The organism is Pseudomonas kurunegalensis (genome assembly GCF_030291635.1).
Classification (GTDB): domain Bacteria; phylum Pseudomonadota; class Gammaproteobacteria; order Pseudomonadales; family Pseudomonadaceae; genus Aquipseudomonas; species Aquipseudomonas monteilii.
Genome location: NZ_CP127871.1, coordinates 2,036,022 through 2,054,975, shown reverse-complemented (window position 1 = coordinate 2,054,975; position 18,954 = coordinate 2,036,022). Strand labels below are relative to the sequence as shown.

The following is an 18,954-nucleotide window of genomic DNA, read 5'->3' as shown; positions in this document are numbered from 1 at the left end:
AAGAGGGGCGCTATGCGCCCCTTTTTATGCCACAGCCGCTTTCGTGGCCCTGCCCCGCCGTACCCAGGCCAGCAACACCGCCGCCATCAGCACGAAACCCAGGTAGCCAAACAACGGGTACACCTCCCCCACCAGGCTGATGAACCCCACCAGGCTGCAGCCAAACGCCACCACCCCGGTTATCACCGAACCCCAGCGGAACGTTGCCGTACCCGCCGGCAGCAGCCGCGAAAGGAACGAAAACAACGTACCCACTGCCGTGTTGACGATCATGCCGAAGATGATCAGGCACATCACCACCCCCAGCAGCGGTGACACTTCGTTGGCAATCGACAGCATCGGCATGGGCAAGTCGGCCACGCTGTCCAGGCGCGACAACAGCCCGGCACTCATCACCAGCATCAGGCCGCCCAACGCCGCACCACCCAGCAGGCCACCCCACACTGCGGTTTTCTCGCCCTTGGCCGAGCCACCCAGAATGGCCAGGATCGGCGCACCGGCAACGATGTTGTACGACACATACAGGAACGCGCCCAACAACCAGTGCCGGGTACCGGCCTGCTGCTGGCTGGCCAGCTGGTCGAGCGCGGCGAAGCTCTGTTCACGGGTAAACACGGCGTACAGTGCAATCGCCGAAGCCACCAGGATCAACAGCGGTGTGATGGCACCAATGGCCAGGATCACCTTGCGCACGTCCAGGCACACAATCGCCACCACCACCAGCGTCACCAGCACGCTGCCGGTCAGTGCCGGAATGCCGAACTGCTGCTCCAGCAACGCGCCCCCACCGGCCAGCATGACCACCGTGACGGCGAACATGAAAAAGGTGATCAGCCAGTCGACGAACAGGCCCAGGTGGCGACCGCAGATGGCCTGTATCACGTCCTTGTGCGAGGTGGCCTGCTCGCGGTTGCCCAACCCGGCCAAGGCCATGCCGAGGAAGGTAAACAGGGCGGCACTTACCAGTGCCCCCACCAACCCCCACACACCGAAATCGACAAAGAACAACAACAGTTCCCGCCCCGAAGCGAAGCCCGCCCCCACGATCACGCCGACAAATGCGCCGGCAATCTTCAGCTGCTCTTGCATGTGAACCTCTGGATTTATTGTTGTTGTCCTGCTGCCACCGCATCGCTTTTGCGGGAGCGGCCTCTGCTCAGTTACAGATCGCCGACAAACGCCTGCACTTCAATCTCCACATCCACCCCCAGCGCCAACGCCGAGGCCACTGTCGAGCGCACCGGCAACGCGGCACCGAAGAATTCCTTGTACACCTCGTTGAAACCGGCGAAGTGGCTCATGTCCGACAGCCATACCGTGGCCTTTACCACCTGGTCGAAACGTGCGCCGCACGCCGCCAGGCTTTCGGCAATGCGCTCGCAGGCGGCGCGGGTCTGGGCCTGGATGTCACCACGCACCACTTCACCGCTGGCGCTCATCGGCACCTGGCCAGAGAGAAACAGAAAACCACCGGCCTTCACTGCACGGGAAAACGGGAACGGCAGGCTGCTGGGGAAACGCTGGATGTCATTGCTCATGGGATGCTCCTTTCAAGGTTGCTGGAAACGCGCCGGGGACAGGCGCTCGGGCGCCACCCCCTGGCTGACAAGGCTAGAGCACAGGGGTTGGCCAAGCAGCAGGTCGGCGGCCAGGCGCGAGGCCCCCGCTGCCGACTGGATGCCATAGCCACCTTGCGCCGCCAGCCAGAAGAACGCAGGGGCGTGTGCATCGAAACCCACCACCAGGTCGCCGTCTGCAACGAACGAACGCAGCCCGGCCCAGGTGTGACTGGGGCGGCGGATCGTCAAGGTGGTCATGCTTTCGATGTTGTAAATGCCCAACGCCACATCGAGCTCTTCCGGCGCAGCATCCTGCGGCTCTACCGGGTCGGCGTTGGCAGGCGAACCGAGCAATTGCCCGGCGTCGGGTTTGAAGTAGAAGCTTTCGTCGACACCAATCACCGCCGGCCAGCGGGCGAAGTCCTGGTCGGCAGGGCCAGGAAAGGTGAATGCACTGCGCCGGCACGGTTGCAGGCCGATGCGCCCCACACCGCATTGCTCGGCCACACGGTCCGCCCAGGCACCCGCGGCATTGACCAGCTGACGTGCCTGCAGACGGCTGCCATCAGCCAATTCCACCTGCCACAGGTTGTCCAGGTACACGGCCTGGATCAGCTCGGCGTTGCAGCGCAGCTCACCCCCGGCAGCGCGATAACCGCGCAAGAAGCCTTGGTGCAAGGCATGCACATCAAGGTCCATCGCGCCCGGCTCCAGCACTGCGCCCGCCAGGGTTTCGCTGCGCAGGCTGGGTACCAGTGCCAACGCGGCATCACGGTCCAGCAGGCTGACCTCGGTGCCATTGGCCAGGTTCTGCGCGTGGGTCTGCTCAAGCAGTTCGCGCTGCTCCACGCTGGCCACATACAGGCAGCCGCGCGGCTCCAGCAGCGGGTGCTCGCAGAAGCCTTCCGGCGGGGCTTCATAAAAGGCCCGGCTGGCGCGGGTCAGCGCCTGGATCTGCGCAGTGCCGTAGGCCTCCATGAACATGGCCGCCGAACGCCCGGTGGAATGGTAACCAGGCTGTGCTTCGCGCTCGAGCAGCAGTACCCGCTGCTGGCCCGCCAGGCGATAGCCCAGCGAGGCACCGGCAATGCCGGCACCGATGATCAGGGTGTCGTAGATCGGGGTCATGCACGCTCCTGCCAAGCAAATTATCATTTATGAGAATTCTAATATATGAGAATTTAGAAATGCGCAAGTGTCCAAGGTAAGATGCCCGACCAACGCCGTATGCCGAGAACGCTGAATGCCCGCTGCCCTACCCCTGCTTGACCGCGCCGTAGTCGGCCAGCGCCTGCGCCAGGTGCGCAAGGCGCGCCAGATGACCCTCAAGCAATTGTCCGAAGCCAGTGGCGTACCACTGTCCACCTTGTCGAAGATGGAGCTGGCACAGGTGTCGGTCAGTTATGAAAAGCTCGCCGCCGCTGCGCGGGCGCTGAATGTCGATATTGCCCAGTTGTTCCGCTCCGGTGCCACGGTCAACGCCCCGGTGCCCGTGACCGTGGTGGTCGATTCATTGCCGGCGGCAGCGGGCTACTCGACCGGCACCTATGACTACCACCCGATCGCCGGCGACTTCCCCGAGCGGCGCATGACGCCGGCTTATGCCCGCATCATCGCCCGTGAACGCGGCCAGTTCGACGACTTTATCCGCCACCCCGGGCAAGAGTTCGCCCTGGTGCTGAGCGGGCGCGTGCGCATCGAGTTCGAAACCGGCGAAGCGGTGAGCATCGGGCCACAGGAAACGGCGTATTTCGACAGCCAGGTGGGGCATATCTACCTGTCCGAAAGCGAGGACGGCGGCGATGCGCATGTGATGGTGGTGATGACGGATCGCTAATCCGCCTCGGTTATAACCTAATAACGAACAAGTCTATTTGGCTATAAAAAAATCTATATGCTGGCTGCATCCGATAACGGGCAAAGTTGGGCAGTCGAGTAGCGTATGGATGTAGGTTCTTTTGGTTTCACCATTGCTGGCCTGGTCGTGGGTTTCATCGTCGGCATGACCGGCGTCGGTGGCGGCTCGCTGATGACCCCGATCCTGTTGTGGTTTGGCATCAACCCGGCTACGGCCGTCGGTACCGACCTGCTCTATGCGGCCATCACCAAGGCCAGTGGCGTCTGGGTGCATGCGCGCCAGAAGAACATCGACTGGAAAATCACCGGCCTGCTCAGCCTGGGCAGCGTGCCCGCCGCTGCGCTGACCCTGTGGTTCCTCAGCACCCTGCACACCGACACCTCGGCGCTCAATGCCATCATCAAGCAAGGCCTGGCGGTGGTGCTGATCCTGACCGCGCTGGCCATCCTGTTCAAATCGCGCCTGCAGGCCTTTGCCAGCCGTCATGCCGGTGACCACTACCACCTCAGCGATCGCAGCCTGAACATCCTCACCGTACTCACCGGCGTTGTGCTGGGGGTAATGGTCACACTCACCTCCATCGGTGCTGGCGCCTTGGGCACCGTGGCGTTGTTCCTGCTGTACCCGTTCCTGGTCACCCGCCGCCTGGTCGGTACCGAAATCGCCCACGCCGTACCTCTTACCCTGGTAGCAGGCCTGGGCCACGCGGGCATGGGCAACATGGACTGGTCGCTGCTGGGCTACCTGCTGCTGGGCTCGCTGCCTGGCATCTACCTGGGCAGCCACCTCACCGGACGCATCTCCGACCGGGTGCTGCGCCCGTGCCTGGCGGCGATGTTGCTGCTGATCGGCTACAAGCTGGCGTTCTGAGCCTCATTCCAGGCGCAGGCGCCACTGCCCGGTAAAGCCCAGATCCAGGCGTGACAGGGGGAGTACGTCGATACGCTGGCTGGCCTTCATCGGGCACCCCAACACCTGGACCAACACAGCGCGCATGACCATGGGGTGGGTCACCGCCAGCCAATCGCCCGGCCTGTCGAAGGCTGCCAGCCAGTCGGCCAGGCGCTGGCACAGGGCAGCGAACGACTCCCCCCCGTGCGGCGCACTGGCCGGGTCCTGTAACCATTGCGCCAATGCTTCAGGCTGCTCAGCCTGCAATTGCTTCAACGCCAGCCCCTGCCAGTGACCCAGGTCGCAATCGGCCAAGCCCGGTTCGACCTGCACCTGCCCCGCCAACCAGGTAGCCGTCTCGCAGGCTCGCCGCTCTGGCGCAGCCAGCAGCTGCATGCCGGACAGTGTGGCGTCGGGTTGTTGCGTTAACGGCAAGATGCCGTCATCTGTACGGTGCAGGCGCCCGACCTTCTGGGCCTGGGTCAGGGCATGGCAGATCAGGGTCAGGCGGACGGCTTTCACCGGGGCGCTCTCGCAGCAGGCTGGGGCCCATGATTTACCACGCTGCGAAGCTTTTGGCTGCAACTATGTCGTAGCAGCCTTTACCGCGATGAGGCCCGGTCAAGCTATCAGTGACACCAGGCCCCACACTGGCACCGCGGCCACCAACCCGACCGCCATCCGCGGCCAGTACGGCAGCAGCATCACCAGCAGCAACCCCGCCAGCGACAGCGCGCCGAACCAGGCTACCGGCCCCATGGCCCAGCCCCAGGCCTGGGCACACATCATCAGGCTGGCCAGCAACGCCAACCAACCTGCACTGCGCAGGCCGATACGCAGCGCGCGTGGGCACGCCCGGCTCCACACTTGCTTGTAATGCCGCTCCAGCCCTTGGCACAGCCCAAGCATGCCGGCGTAGGCGAACACCACGCCACCTATGATCCACATCATCATGCCTTGGCCTCCTGCTGCCGGCCTACCCTGGTCTTCTGTTGCGCAGGCTGTGCTTGCCATACCCGCCAGGCCACCAGACCAAGCAACACCCCCAGCACCAGCGCACAGCCCGCTACGCCCAGGCGCATCGTGTCTTCGAGGCCGCCAAATGCACCCAGACCGATGCACAGCAATGCCGCCAGCAGCAGTTGTTCGACCCAGGCGCGCCGCGCCGGCCTGACGCCGGCATGCAACAGCGCCAGCAGCCATACGCCGAAGAACGCGCGCACTTCCCAGCTTTCCCGCTGCATCAAATCCACCGGTAGCAAACGGCTGGCCCACAGCAGCCCCACGCATGCCAACAGCAGGCCGCTGATAAAGCCTACGTTGCACACTTCGGCCACCCGGTACCAACGCCGTGCCGATTTTTCGGCGGTGGCGCTGGCGTATTTACGCCCACGCTTCACGCAGAACAGCACCAGGCCGCTGGCGATCATCAGGCAACTGACCAACCCGCACATGAAGTACAGCCAGCGCATCGGGTAGCCGCCGAACTGGGCGAAGTGCAGGCCGACCATGACCCGTTGGGTCAGCGGCGCCGCACGCCATTCAGGCACGTCGCTGAGTAACGCCCCGCTGACGCCGTCGAAAACCATGGCCTGCCCCTTGGCGAGGGCGATGCGGTTGCCCAGTTCGGGGCGGATTTCGATACGCGCCGCTGCGGTGTTGGGGTTGCGAATGTTCAAGCCGCCAACAGGCCCCAGCCGCGCCTCGGCCTGGGCCAGCAACGGCGCCACATCGACCAGGGTGGCCGGCTGCCGGGCCAAGCCACGGGGCTGCTCCACGCGGGCATTACCCTGTGCCTGGAAGTAGGCGCGGGTGTCACCGGCAAAGAGTGCATCCACCCCGGCAGGGATATAAATGAGCATGAAGATCACCAGGCCGGTATAGGTGATCATCAGGTGGAACGGCAGCAACAGCACCGCGCTGGCGTTGTGGAAATCCAGCCACGAGCGCTGGCCCTTGTTCGGCCGGAAGGTGAAGAACTCCTTGAAGATCTTCTTGTGGATGACAATTCCCGTCACCAATGCGGCCAGCATCACCAGTGCCAGCGCGCCGACCACGAAGATGCCCCAGTTGCGCGGCAGGTCGAGGGTGAAGTGGAAGCGGAAGAAAAAGTTGCCGCCGACGCTGTCACGCACCTCGATGGCTTCGCCGGTGCGCGGGTCGAGCTGTACGCCGCCGCCGTGGCGCCGCTCGCCGGTGGACACGCGCAGCCCTGGCGAGCGCTCGTTCGGCAGGCTGATGCCCCAGTTGCCGGCCGCCGGCTCATGGGCCTGTAGGTAGGCGATGGCACGCTGGGCGGCGGCGGCCTGGGACACTTGAGTGGCCGGAATTTCCGGCTGCATCCAGTGGTTGAGCTCCTTGTCGAACACTGCCAGCGTGCCAGTAACGAAGATGGCGAACAGCAGCCAGCCGAAGATCAAGCCGGCCCAGGTGTGCAGCCAGGCCATCGACTGGGTGAAGGTGTTTTTCATGCCAGGCGCTCCAGTATCTGCGGCCAGAAACCGACCAGGGCCAGGGGCACGGCCAGTGCCAGCGGCGCCCAGGCGCGCAAGGCATCACGGCTGGCGAAGGCCCAGAGGATGGTGGCGGTGTAGAAAATGAACGCGGGCAGGGTCGCGACGATGATCGCGTCGGTGGCAGACAGCGGCAGGATACGGGCCAGGCAGGCAGTGGCGGCGTAGCTCAGGACATAGCCGCCGAGCAGTGCGGCGGTGCTGCGGGAGAGTATTTGTAGCCAGGCGGGGGCTTTCATCATCGGGGCTCCGTGGCATGGACAGGTAGGGCATCTGGGGCTGCTTTGCAGCCCGATCTCGACACAAGGCCGCTCCTACAGGGAATGCGAATCGCCTGTAGGAGCGGCCTTGTGTCGCGATCGGGCCGCAAAACGGCCCCCGCTGTCAGAAGTTGATATTCAGCGCAGCAAACACCGCCCTGCCCGGCTGGTTATAGGTGTTTGCCCCCGAGCTGCTGGCGTTGCCGCCCCGCAGGATCTGCTTGTCGAACACGTTGTTCACGCCTACCCGCACGTCGTAGTTGGCGTTGAACTTGTACCCGGCACTCACGTCCACCAGGCCATACGCCTCTACGTCCTGCTGCGCGGTCTTGTCGTAGTCTTGCTGGGTGCGGTAGTTGTAGGTCGGTGACTTCTGCTTGCCAAAGTAGGTGCCCGCGACCTGGAGCGACAGCTGCTCGGTGGCGCGCCAGTCGAGGGTGGTGTTGACGGTGTACTCCGGGATCACCGACAGCGGCTCGCCGGTTTCGCGGTTGTCGTTGTCGAGCATCCAGGTCAGGTTGGTGTTCCAGTCCAGGGTCGGTGTCAGTTCGATGAAGAAGTTGCCCTCGATACCTTCCACCCGCGCTTCGCCCGCGTTCTCCCACTGGGTCACGCGGCGACCGCTGTTAATGGCGTAGAGCACATCGGTCCCGCCGATGATCTTGTTCTTGTAGTCGTTGCGGAAATAGGTCGCGCTGGTACGCCAGGTACCACGGTCGTACAGCAGGCCGATTTCCTTGTTGACGCTGATCTCTGGCTTGAGATCGGCGTTACCTTGCAGGTAGCAACCGCCGGAGTTGGTCTGCTGCACACTGCAACCCTGGCCACGGCTGTAGAGCAGGTAATTGGGGTTGGACTGGTACAGGTTCGGTACCTTGTAGGCGCGAGCAATGCCGCCCTTGACCGACAGTGCCTCGGTCAGCTTGTGCGACAGGTTCAGGCTTGGGCTGAAGTTGTCGCCAAACATCTCGTGATGGTCAAAGCGCAGGCCGGGCGTCACGGTCGTATCACCCAGGACGATATTGTCCTCGACGAACAACGCATAGCTTCTGGCCGTCATCTTCGTATCGCTGCGATCGAAGCCGCTGATCGCATCACTGCCCGAACCGCTCGGGTCGAAGCTTTGCGGGCGGAACGAGCCCTGGTCGTTAAGCGACTCGTACAGGTACTCACCCCCCAAGGTCAGCACATGTTCAGTGCTGCCCATGGCGAACGGCAAGTTGACCTCACTGCTCAAGCGCGTGTTGCGCAGCCGCGACATCGCCGCGCCGCTGTCGTTGATCGCCCCTTCCGGGCCACCGGCCAGGCCCTCGTTGAGGCGCCAGTTACGCACGTACTCGTACGCCAGGGTGGTCTTGCTGGTGCCCCAGGTAAAGTCGCCCAAGTGGGTCAGGTCGTACGTGCTGCGCTGCATGATGTTGGTTTCGTGGCCATACAGGCTGGAAATCAACGCGACATCGCTGCCGCCGTTGCTGTTCATGGTGTCGCCCGCGTAGATGTTGCCCTGACGGCTGTAGCCTGCGCTGGCTTCAAGGCGGTGCTCGTCGTTGAGCTTCCAGCTCAGCAAGCCATTGATGTCTTTGTTGCGCACACCTTCGCGTCCGGCAACCAGTGCGCTGTTGGCGTGGCTGGCGTTGATGTCGAGGTCGTCGGCGTCGGTCTTGGCCAAGCCGCCATACAGGCGGAACCCGAGGTTGTCGGTAAGGCCGCCACCCAGGTTGAAGTTGGCGCGGCGGCTGGCGCCTTCGGCGCTGTCTTCCGGCAGTTGGGTATACAGGCTGACACTGCCCTTGAGTTCATCGGTGGGGCGCTTGGTGATGATGTTGACCACCCCGCCCATGGCGCCGGAACCGTAACGTGCGGCAGCCGGGCCGCGCAGAATCTCGATGCGCTCGACCGCTTCGGCCGGCACCCAGTTGGTTTCACCTCGGGTATCGCGGTCACCGTTCCAGCCATAACGCACGGCGTTGCGTGCGCTGGACGGTTTGCCGTCGATGAGGATCAAGGTGTTCTCCGGGCCCATGCCGCGCAGGTCGATCTGACGGTTGTTGCCCCGCGCGCCACTGGCGCTGTTGCCGGTCAGGTTGACGCCGGGCTCGCGGCGGATGATGTCGGACAGGTCATTGCTCGGCGGGTGGCGCTTGATGTCTTCGGCAGTGATGATCGACGAGCCCAGGGCCTGGCGCGCCTCGCGCTCGGCGGTGATCAGGGTGTCCTGGATCACCAGCGCGTTGTCGGCGACCGGCACTTCCAGCACCTCACCCGCACGCTGCTCCTCGGCTTCAGCCGCGGTGGCCATCATGGCCGGCGACGCCAGCGCGACGAACGCCAGGGCCAGGCTATTGGGTGAAGTTCTGCACTGCATGGGTACATCTCCTGCGATTCATGAGCGAAAAGGCACATCCCTGTCGGAAACCGGGGGCCCTCGCCCACCGGCCCCACAAACACAGTTTGGTGGCCAACAGGGGAGGTAAATATAGAGAGATGCAAATGCGAGTAAATCTTATTTACGAAGTTTACATGTTTGTAACGGAACTTTGCTGAAACGCGGGATAGAGCAGTTGCTGTTCGCAACGCACGGAGTCTTGCGCGGCCCTTGTAGGCGCTGGCTTGCTGGAAGGCCTCGTAGCGACCCCGGAAACTTCAGCGCCAACGCGCTCATTAGAAACCCGTCGATACATCCTCACGCTTCTTGAGCTCAGCCGAACATAGCAAAATAACTACGTCAAAGACGTAGGGATATTACCAAGGAGCTCAACCATGCCCCTGACTGAAAAAGAGCTGATGCTGCGCGATGCCAGCCGTAACATCGGTGAGGAGTTGCTGGAGTCCATACGCAACGTGAAAGCTGGCCGCTATGGTGCAGTACATCAGATAGAGGTGACCAAGGCCGCCGAGGCGCGGAGCAGAACGGGGCTCTCCCAGCTCAAGTTTGCCGAGTTGCTGGGCGTTTCAGTACGCACCCTTCAGGAATGGGAGCAAGGTAGGCGCGCGCCATCAGGTGCCGCTCGGTCCCTACTCCACATTGCAGCTTCTCGCCCGGACGTTTTTCGTGAAGTGCTTCAGGGCCTGTAACGGCTCCCCTGAACGAGCGTGCCTGCGGCGAGCCGCGCAGTGGCCTCGGCAACCGGCGCGTGTCACGGCGCTCAGGCTACACGCCACCACCCAGCGACCTGGGTGGTGAGCACACTGGCCATTGCCGCTACCCACTCATCCGATTTGCATCCTGCACGGAGGCTCCTACAGTTTCGAACGTAGCAACTCTGTCGGGAGCCCAGATGCGCAGCAATGAAGACAGCCGCTCTGCACACACCACCAGAAGCCTGCCGAAGATCCCTCGCAGCGTCTGGGCGCTGGGCTTCGTGTCGATGTTCATGGATATCTCCTCGGAGATGATCCATGCGCTGCTGCCGCTGTACATGGTTACCGTGCTCGGCACGTCGGTAGTCGCGGTGGGCGTTATCGAAGGCATTGCCGAAGCGACCGCATCGATCACAAAGGTGTTTTCCGGCGCCCTCAGCGACCGGCTGGGCAAGCGCAAGCTGCTGACGGTGCTCGGTTATGGCCTGGCTGCGCTGACCAAGCCGGTGTTCCCCATTGCCTCCGGGCTGGAATGGCTGACCGCAGCACGTTTCGTGGACCGGGTCGGTAAAGGCATTCGCGGGGCGCCGCGCGATGCGCTGGTGGCCGATGTCACCCCCGCCGAGCTGCGGGGCGCGGCGTTCGGCCTGCGCCAGGCGCTCGATACCGTGGGCGCCTTCCTCGGGCCGTTGTTGGCAATCGTGCTGATGTGGCTGACCGCGAGCCATTTCCAAACCGTGTTCTGGGTAGCGGTGATCCCGGCATTTGTAGCGGTGTACATTCTCATCGCCTTCGTTCGGGAACCTGAAACGCGGCCTGCCGCACGGCCGGTACGCACACCGTTGGCACTGCACGAGATGGTGCACCTCGGGTCGGCGTATTGGCGCCTGATCGGTCTGGCAACGTTGTTCACCCTCGCCCGCTTCAGCGAAGCGTTCCTGCTGCTGCGTGCCCAGGACATGGGCCTGGCACCGCTGTGGGCGCCGGCGGTGCTGGTCTTGATGGCGCTGGCCTACTCACTGTCGGCCTACCCTGCCGGCGTGCTGTCGGACCGGGTGGGGCGCCGCGGCGTGCTGATGGCCGGGTTGGGTTTGCTGATCGCTGCCGACCTGCTGTTGGCCCTGCTACCGGGCTGGGGCGGGCTGGCCATGGGGGTGGCGGCCTGGGGCCTGCACCTGGGCTTCAGCCAAGGTGTCTTCGCGGCCATGATCGCCGACAGTGCCCCGGCCAACCTGCGTGGTACCGCCTTCGGCCTGTTCAACCTGCTGAGCGGCGTGGCACTGCTGGCCGCCAGCGTGGTAGCCGGATTGCTGTGGGATGGCGCAGGATTTCAGGCAACCTTTCTGGTCGGCGCGGGGTTCGCTGGCGCCACTCTGGCGGGGTTGATACTGCTGCGCTGAGCCTGGAAAGCGCCCGGCTGATCGCCGTGTTGGACGGTGATCAGCACCCGGAGGCAAACTAGGCCAGCGCAGCCTCCTGCTCCAGCAATGACCAACCGCCATGCCCATCCACTTCCAGCCGATGGGTATGGAACGCTGCCAGCGTGCTGCGGTGGCCGACACTGACCAGCAGTGCCCCCGGCATTTCCGAGCGCAACAACGCATACAAGGCATGTTCGAGGCCCTCATCCATCGCCGAGGTGGACTCGTCGAGGAACACCACCTGCGGCCGGTTGAACAGCACCCGGGCGAATGCCAGACGCTGCTGCTCACCCACCGAAAGAATGTGTGACCAGTCGCAACTGACGCCCAGGCGCTCGGCCAGGTGAGCCAGGTTGACCTGGCGCAACGCCTGCTGCATCCGCACCTCATCCTCAGGCTTGCTGGCTGCCGGGTAGGCAATGACAGTACGCAAGTCACCCAGAGGCAGGTACGGGCGCTGCGACAGGAACAGTGCCTGATGGCCCATTGGCCGCCTGACCTCCCCTTCGGCATACGGCCAAAGGCCCGCCAGGGCACGCAGCAGCGTGGTTTTACCACTGCCCGATGGCCCCTTGATCAAGAGCGCCTGACCCGCGTGCAGGCTCAGGTCCAGGTCGGCAATAAGGGCGTGCCCGTCCGGACGCAGCACCTGCAGGCGAGTAATCTGCAGCGCATGCGCCTGGTCTTCGGTCAGGACACGTGGCAATGCGCTCGCCTGCTCATTGGCATCGAGAAACCCGGTCAGGCGGTCGAGGGTCGCCCGGTACTGGGCAAACGCATCATACGACTCACGGAAGAACGACAACGAATCCTGCACCTGGCCAAATGCCTGGGACGTTTGCATGACGTCGCCCAGCTTGATCGCTCCGCTGAAGAAACGCGGCGCCTGCAGAATGAACGGGAACACCACGGCAACCTGGCTGACGCCCAGGTTGAAACCACTGAACTTGAGGTTTCGGAACACCAACGCCCAGGCATTCACGATCAAGGCAGCAAAGCGGCCCAGCAAGGTGCCCCGCTCGACCTGAGCACCTTGGTAGAAGGCGATGTTCTCGGCGTTCTCACGCAAGCGCATCAGCGCATAGCGGAAGTTCGCAGTGAGTTTTTCGTTGAGGAAATTCAGGCGGATCAATGGGCGCCCGAGGCGGAAGGCGACCCAGGTGGCGACAATGACATACAGGTAAACGGCAAACACCATCGCCCGGGGGATCTCCACCCCGGCCACCGTCAGCGGTGCCGACAGCCCCCAGAGAATACCGGTGAAAGCCACCAGCGAAACCAGCGCACTGACCGCGCCCAACGCCAGGCTCACCGAGTTGGTGACGAAGGCGTTGACATCCAGTTCGATACGCTGGTCGGGGTTGTCCACCGGCTCGGCGAGGAACTGGCCGCGGTAGTAGGCATCGCCTTTCATCCAGTCGTGGGTCAGGCGCTCGGTGAGCCAGACCCGCCAATGAATGCTGAATGCCTGGGTTACATAGAACGTGAACAGCGAGCGCAACACATGAATGGTAGCCAGTACGGCAAAGACGCCAAGCAAGTACCAGAACGCGGTTTGATCAAGGCCCTGCAAAGCACTGTAGAAGCCGTTGTACCAGAACGAGAACAGCACGTTCAGCCGTACAGAGAACAGTGTCAACGCCAGCAGCAACGCAAACACCAACAGCGGCCGCCAACTGCGCCTGAAACTGAAATAGGGCCCGGCGAGCTGCCAGAACTGACTGCCCCATCGCGTGCAGCGCACGGCCAGTGTGGCGGCTGCCGCGAAGCAGACTAGGGTGATGAACGAGGCGATTGCCAGCCAGCTCAGGCTCTCTTGCAAAGCCTGGTGCCAGTTCATTTCCATGGTGGGTATCCGTGCTGAGTATTTCCGCGAGCGTAGCATTGCTCCGCGATTCGTCAGGCATAGATGACGCACATTTCATGATTGCTTGTGGTGCCAGCGCGGTCGTTGTAGGAGCGGCCTTGTGTCGCGATCGGGCGCGCAGCGGCCGTAAAACCTGCCCCCGCGATCTCCAGGTAAACCGCGGCGCCTGGATTGCGGCCGCTGCGCGCCCGATCGCGACACAAGGCCGCTCCTACAGGGATCGCGTGCGGCTGGGAGATTCGCGTGAGTCTGGGGATTTTTCGGGCCATAAAGACAAAACCCCTACCTGCATGTGCAGATAGGGGTTTTGCGAAATGAATCTTGACGATGACCTACTCTCACATGGGGAAACCCCACACTACCATCGGCGATGCATCGTTTCACTGCTGAGTTCGGGATGGGATCAGGTGGTTCCAATGCTCTATGGTCGTCAAGAAATTCTGTTGCCAGAAGATCCAGATGGATGCTCTAGCGAATTCGGATATGTGAATTTGTGGTTGCGAACTTTCGGTTCGTATCATCTTCACCACCACAATTTGGCTCTGACGCGCAAATTGCTTGGGTGTTATATGGTCAAGCCTCACGGGCAATTAGTATTGGTTAGCTCAACGCCTCACAGCGCTTACACACCCAACCTATCAACGTCGTAGTCTTCGACGGCCCTTTAGGGGATTCAAGATCCCAGTGAGATCTCATCTTGAGGCAAGTTTCCCGCTTAGATGCTTTCAGCGGTTATCTCTTCCGAACATAGCTACCCGGCAATGCCACTGGCGTGACAACCGGAACACCAGAGGTTCGTCCACTCCGGTCCTCTCGTACTAGGAGCAGCCCCTCTCAAATCTCAAACGTCCACGGCAGATAGGGACCGAACTGTCTCACGACGTTCTAAACCCAGCTCGCGTACCACTTTAAATGGCGAACAGCCATACCCTTGGGACCGGCTTCAGCCCCAGGATGTGATGAGCCGACATCGAGGTGCCAAACACCGCCGTCGATATGAACTCTTGGGCGGTATCAGCCTGTTATCCCCGGAGTACCTTTTATCCGTTGAGCGATGGCCCTTCCATACAGAACCACCGGATCACTAAGACCTACTTTCGTACCTGCTCGACGTGTTTGTCTCGCAGTCAAGCGCGCTTTTGCCTTTATACTCTACGACCGATTTCCGACCGGTCTGAGCGCACCTTCGTACTCCTCCGTTACTCTTTGGGAGGAGACCGCCCCAGTCAAACTACCCACCATACACTGTCCTCGATCCGGATAACGGACCTGAGTTAGAACCTCAAAGTTGCCAGGGTGGTATTTCAAGGATGGCTCCATGAGAACTGGCGTCCCCACTTCAAAGCCTCCCACCTATCCTACACAAGCAAATTCAAAGTCCAGTGCAAAGCTATAGTAAAGGTTCACGGGGTCTTTCCGTCTAGCCGCGGATACACTGCATCTTCACAGCGATTTCAATTTCACTGAGTCTCGGGTGGAGACAGCGCCGCCATCGTTACGCCATTCGTGCAGGTCGGAACTTACCCGACAAGGAATTTCGCTACCTTAGGACCGTTATAGTTACGGCCGCCGTTTACCGGGGCTTCGATCAAGAGCTTCGCTTGCGCTAACCCCATCAATTAACCTTCCGGCACCGGGCAGGCGTCACACCCTATACGTCCACTTTCGTGTTTGCAGAGTGCTGTGTTTTTAATAAACAGTCGCAGCGGCCTGGTATCTTCGACCGGCATGGGCTTACGGAGCAAGTCCTTCACCCTCGCCGGCGCACCTTCTCCCGAAGTTACGGTGCCATTTTGCCTAGTTCCTTCACCCGAGTTCTCTCAAGCGCCTTGGTATTCTCTACCTAACCACCTGTGTCGGTTTGGGGTACGGTTCCCAGTTATCTGAAGCTTAGGAGCTTTTCTTGGAAGCATGGTATCAACCACTTCGTCGCCTAAAGGCAACTCGTCATCAGCTCTCGGCCTTGAAATCCCGGATTTGCCTAAGATTTCAGCCTACCACCTTAAACCTGGACAACCAACGCCAGGCTGGCCTAACCTTCTCCGTCCCTCCATCGCAATAACTGGAAGTACAGGAATATTAACCTGTTTTCCATCGACTACGCTTTTCAGCCTCGCCTTAGGGACCGACTAACCCTGCGTCGATTAACGTTGCGCAGGAAACCTTGGTCTTTCGGCGTGCGAGTTTTTCACTCGCATTGTCGTTACTCATGTCAGCATTCGCACTTCTGATACCTCCAGCAAGCTTCTCAACTCACCTTCACAGGCTTACAGAACGCTCCTCTACCGCATCATCATAAGATGATACCCGTAGCTTCGGTGCATGGTTTGAGCCCCGTTACATCTTCCGCGCAGGCCGACTCGACTAGTGAGCTATTACGCTTTCTTTAAAGGGTGGCTGCTTCTAAGCCAACCTCCTAGCTGTCTAAGCCTTCCCACATCGTTTCCCACTTAACCATGACTTTGGGACCTTAGCTGACGGTCTGGGTTGTTTCCCTTTTCACGACGGACGTTAGCACCCGCCGTGTGTCTCCCATGCTCGGCACTTGTAGGTATTCGGAGTTTGCATCGGTTTGGTAAGTCGGGATGACCCCCTAGCCGAAACAGTGCTCTACCCCCTACAGTGATACATGAGGCGCTACCTAAATAGCTTTCGAGGAGAACCAGCTATCTCCGAGCTTGATTAGCCTTTCACTCCGATCCACAGGTCATCCGCTAACTTTTCAACGGTAGTCGGTTCGGTCCTCCAGTCAGTGTTACCTAACCTTCAACCTGCCCATGGATAGATCGCCCGGTTTCGGGTCTATACCCAGCGACTAAACGCCCTATTAAGACTCGCTTTCGCTACGCCTCCCCTATTCGGTTAAGCTCGCCACTGAATATAAGTCGCTGACCCATTATACAAAAGGTACGCAGTCACCTAACAAGTAGGCTCCCACTGCTTGTACGCATACGGTTTCAGGTTCTATTTCACTCCCCTCTCCGGGGTTCTTTTCGCCTTTCCCTCACGGTACTGGTTCACTATCGGTCAGTCAGTAGTATTTAGCCTTGGAGGATGGTCCCCCCATATTCAGACAAAGTTTCTCGTGCTCCGTCCTACTCGATTTCATTGACAAGAGATTTTCGTGTACGGGGCTATCACCCACTATGGCCGCACTTTCCAGAGCGTTCCACTAATCTCAAATCAACTTAAGGGCTGGTCCCCGTTCGCTCGCCACTACTAAGGGAATCTCGGTTGATTTCTTTTCCTCAGGGTACTTAGATGTTTCAGTTCCCCTGGTTCGCCTCTTGCACCTATGTATTCAGTACAAGATACTCAGCTTATGCTGAGTGGGTTCCCCCATTCAGAGATCTCTGGATCACAGTCTGTTTGCCGACTCCCCAAAGCTTATCGCAGGCTACCACGTCTTTCATCGCCTCTGACTGCCAAGGCATCCACCGTATGCGCTTCTTCACTTGACCATATAACCCCAAGCAATCTGGTTATACTGTGAAGACGACATTCGCCGAAAATTCGCATTTCGCTCAATTAAGAGCAGAACTCACAAATTTTACCTTAGCCTGATTTCCAGCAGTGAAACTGGTCATCAGTCTATATCTATCACATATCCGAATTTTTAAAGAACGGCCTGACAAAAGTCAGAAATCAACATTCGCAGGAAATGCTCATTTCTGAATTCTCATCAGCAAATGAATCAAGCAATTCGTGTGGGAGCTCATCAGCAGGCTGATGTCGTCGATTAAGGAGGTGATCCAGCCGCAGGTTCCCCTACGGCTACCTTGTTACGACTTCACCCCAGTCATGAATCACACCGTGGTAACCGTCCTCCCGAAGGTTAGACTAGCTACTTCTGGTGCAACCCACTCCCATGGTGTGACGGGCGGTGTGTACAAGGCCCGGGAACGTATTCACCGCGACATTCTGATTCGCGATTACTAGCGATTCCGACTTCACGCAGTCGAGTTGCAGACTGCGATCCGGACTACGATCGGTTTTGTGAGATTAGCTCCACCTCGCGGCTTGGCAACCCTCTGTACCGACCATTGTAGCACGTGTGTAGCCCAGGCCGTAAGGGCCATGATGACTTGACGTCATCCCCACCTTCCTCCGGTTTGTCACCGGCAGTCTCCTTAGAGTGCCCACCATAACGTGCTGGTAACTAAGGACAAGGGTTGCGCTCGTTACGGGACTTAACCCAACATCTCACGACACGAGCTGACGACAGCCATGCAGCACCTGTGTCAGAGTTCCCGAAGGCACCAATCCATCTCTGGAAAGTTCTCTGCATGTCAAGGCCTGGTAAGGTTCTTCGCGTTGCTTCGAATTAAACCACATGCTCCACCGCTTGTGCGGGCCCCCGTCAATTCATTTGAGTTTTAACCTTGCGGCCGTACTCCCCAGGCGGTCAACTTAATGCGTTAGCTGCGCCACTAAAATCTCAAGGATTCCAACGGCTAGTTGACATCGTTTACGGCGTGGACTACCAGGGTATCTAATCCTGTTTGCTCCCCACGCTTTCGCACCTCAGTGTCAGTATCAGTCCAGGTGGTCGCCTTCGCCACTGGTGTTCCTTCCTATATCTACGCATTTCACCGCTACACAGGAAATTCCACCACCCTCTACCGTACTCTAGCTTGCCAGTTTTGGATGCAGTTCCCAGGTTGAGCCCGGGGCTTTCACATCCAACTTAACAAACCACCTACGCGCGCTTTACGCCCAGTAATTCCGATTAACGCTTGCACCCTCTGTATTACCGCGGCTGCTGGCACAGAGTTAGCCGGTGCTTATTCTGTCGGTAACGTCAAAACAGCAAGGTATTAGCTTACTGCCCTTCCTCCCAACTTAAAGTGCTTTACAATCCGAAGACCTTCTTCACACACGCGGCATGGCTGGATCAGGCTTTCGCCCATTGTCCAATATTCCCCACTGCTGCCTCCCGTAGGAGTCTGGACCGTGTCTCAGTTCCAGTGTGACTGATCATCCTCTCAGACCAGTTACGGATCGTCGCCTTGGTGAGCCATTACCCCACCAACTAGCTAATCCGACCTAGGCTCATCTGATAGCGCAAGGCCCGAAGGTCCCCTGCTTTCTCCCGTAGGACGTATGCGGTATTAGCGTTCCTTTCGAAACGTTGTCCCCCACTACCAGGCAGATTCCTAGGCATTACTCACCCGTCCGCCGCTGAATCAAGGAGCAAGCTCCCGTCATCCGCTCGACTTGCATGTGTTAGGCCTGCCGCCAGCGTTCAATCTGAGCCATGATCAAACTCTTCAGTTCAATACTGCTTGGGTTTTTAAGAAACCCTAAACTTGGCTCAGCAATCTCAAATGACTATGTGATTTCTCGCATGGCCACTTGTGATGCTGATAATCTTTTTGACTATCAGTCCGTACTCACAAGCACCCACACGAATTGCTTGATTCGATTTGTTAAAGAGCGTTTGGTTAAGAGCTTTTCGTCTCAACCGAGGCGCGCATTCTACGCTTTCCTCATTTGCTGTCAAG

At 60.1% G+C, this 18,954-nt stretch carries 13 protein-coding genes and 3 rRNA genes; 4 read left to right on the top strand and 12 right to left on the bottom strand.

Annotated features, from left to right (window positions below):
- Positions 1-24: 24 nt before the first annotated feature.
- The 3 genes from QQ992_RS09255 to QQ992_RS09245 form a co-directional block, all read right to left on the bottom strand.
- Positions 25-1,089, bottom strand: coding sequence for a YkvI family membrane protein (locus QQ992_RS09255; protein ID WP_286113142.1), 1,065 nt, complete (start codon positions 1,087-1,089; stop codon positions 25-27).
- Positions 1,090-1,160: 71 nt separating this feature from the next.
- A complete protein-coding gene (locus QQ992_RS09250; protein ID WP_012271538.1) occupies positions 1,161-1,538 on the bottom strand; it encodes a RidA family protein in 378 nt (125 codons plus the stop codon).
- A 12-nt stretch (positions 1,539-1,550) separates the two neighbouring features.
- Complete coding sequence (locus QQ992_RS09245; protein ID WP_286113140.1) at positions 1,551-2,687, bottom strand: NAD(P)/FAD-dependent oxidoreductase; 1,137 nt, start codon at positions 2,685-2,687, stop codon at positions 1,551-1,553.
- Between the two features lie 115 nt (positions 2,688-2,802).
- On the opposite strand from QQ992_RS09245, the gene QQ992_RS09240 reads away from it, so the two are divergent.
- Entirely contained in the window at positions 2,803-3,396 is a 594-nt protein-coding gene (locus tag QQ992_RS09240; protein WP_016714792.1) for a helix-turn-helix domain-containing protein, read from the top strand.
- Positions 3,397-3,501: 105 nt separating this feature from the next.
- The gene (locus QQ992_RS09235; protein ID WP_012271535.1) at positions 3,502-4,287 is read left to right on the top strand and encodes a sulfite exporter TauE/SafE family protein; all 786 of its coding nucleotides are present in this window, start codon (positions 3,502-3,504) and stop codon (positions 4,285-4,287) included.
- Between the two features lie 3 nt (positions 4,288-4,290).
- On the opposite strand, the gene QQ992_RS09230 is transcribed toward QQ992_RS09235, so the two are convergent.
- From QQ992_RS09230 to QQ992_RS09210, 5 genes are all read right to left on the bottom strand, one after another.
- Positions 4,291-4,830: a histidine phosphatase family protein gene (locus QQ992_RS09230; protein ID WP_286113137.1), complete on the bottom strand. Its 540-nt coding sequence runs from the start codon at positions 4,828-4,830 to the stop codon at positions 4,291-4,293.
- Positions 4,831-4,929: 99 nt separating this feature from the next.
- The gene (locus tag QQ992_RS09225) at positions 4,930-5,262 is read right to left on the bottom strand and encodes a DUF3325 domain-containing protein (RefSeq protein ID WP_286113136.1); all 333 of its coding nucleotides are present in this window, start codon (positions 5,260-5,262) and stop codon (positions 4,930-4,932) included.
- Complete coding sequence (locus QQ992_RS09220) at positions 5,259-6,779, bottom strand: PepSY-associated TM helix domain-containing protein (protein ID WP_286113135.1); 1,521 nt, start codon at positions 6,777-6,779, stop codon at positions 5,259-5,261. Before QQ992_RS09220 ends, QQ992_RS09225 begins: the two co-directional genes overlap by 4 nt.
- Positions 6,776-7,063: an iron transporter gene (locus QQ992_RS09215; protein ID WP_198753339.1), complete on the bottom strand. Its 288-nt coding sequence runs from the start codon at positions 7,061-7,063 to the stop codon at positions 6,776-6,778. The genes QQ992_RS09220 and QQ992_RS09215 overlap by 4 nt, the downstream gene beginning before the upstream one ends.
- A gap of 142 nt (positions 7,064-7,205) precedes the next feature.
- Positions 7,206-9,446: a TonB-dependent siderophore receptor gene (locus QQ992_RS09210; protein ID WP_286113133.1), complete on the bottom strand. Its 2,241-nt coding sequence runs from the start codon at positions 9,444-9,446 to the stop codon at positions 7,206-7,208.
- Positions 9,447-9,841: 395 nt separating this feature from the next.
- On the opposite strand from QQ992_RS09210, the gene QQ992_RS09205 reads away from it, so the two are divergent.
- The gene (locus QQ992_RS09205; RefSeq protein ID WP_286113131.1) at positions 9,842-10,156 is read left to right on the top strand and encodes a helix-turn-helix domain-containing protein; all 315 of its coding nucleotides are present in this window, start codon (positions 9,842-9,844) and stop codon (positions 10,154-10,156) included.
- 203 nt (positions 10,157-10,359) lie between these two features.
- Positions 10,360-11,562: an MFS transporter gene (locus tag QQ992_RS09200; RefSeq protein WP_286113129.1), complete on the top strand. Its 1,203-nt coding sequence runs from the start codon at positions 10,360-10,362 to the stop codon at positions 11,560-11,562.
- A 58-nt stretch (positions 11,563-11,620) separates the two neighbouring features.
- Here QQ992_RS09200 and QQ992_RS09195 read toward each other — a convergent pair whose 3' ends face one another.
- The 4 genes from QQ992_RS09195 to QQ992_RS09180 form a co-directional block, all read right to left on the bottom strand.
- Positions 11,621-13,429: an ABC transporter ATP-binding protein/permease gene (locus tag QQ992_RS09195; RefSeq protein ID WP_286113128.1), complete on the bottom strand. Its 1,809-nt coding sequence runs from the start codon at positions 13,427-13,429 to the stop codon at positions 11,621-11,623.
- Positions 13,430-13,769: 340 nt separating this feature from the next.
- A 5S ribosomal RNA gene (rrf, locus tag QQ992_RS09190) occupies positions 13,770-13,885 on the bottom strand.
- A gap of 134 nt (positions 13,886-14,019) precedes the next feature.
- A 23S ribosomal RNA gene (locus tag QQ992_RS09185) occupies positions 14,020-16,911 on the bottom strand.
- A gap of 279 nt (positions 16,912-17,190) precedes the next feature.
- Positions 17,191-18,727: ribosomal RNA gene (locus QQ992_RS09180) — 16S ribosomal RNA — on the bottom strand.
- Together the 16S, 23S and 5S rRNA genes form the textbook arrangement of a ribosomal RNA operon.
- Between the last annotated feature and the right edge of the window lie 227 nt (positions 18,728-18,954).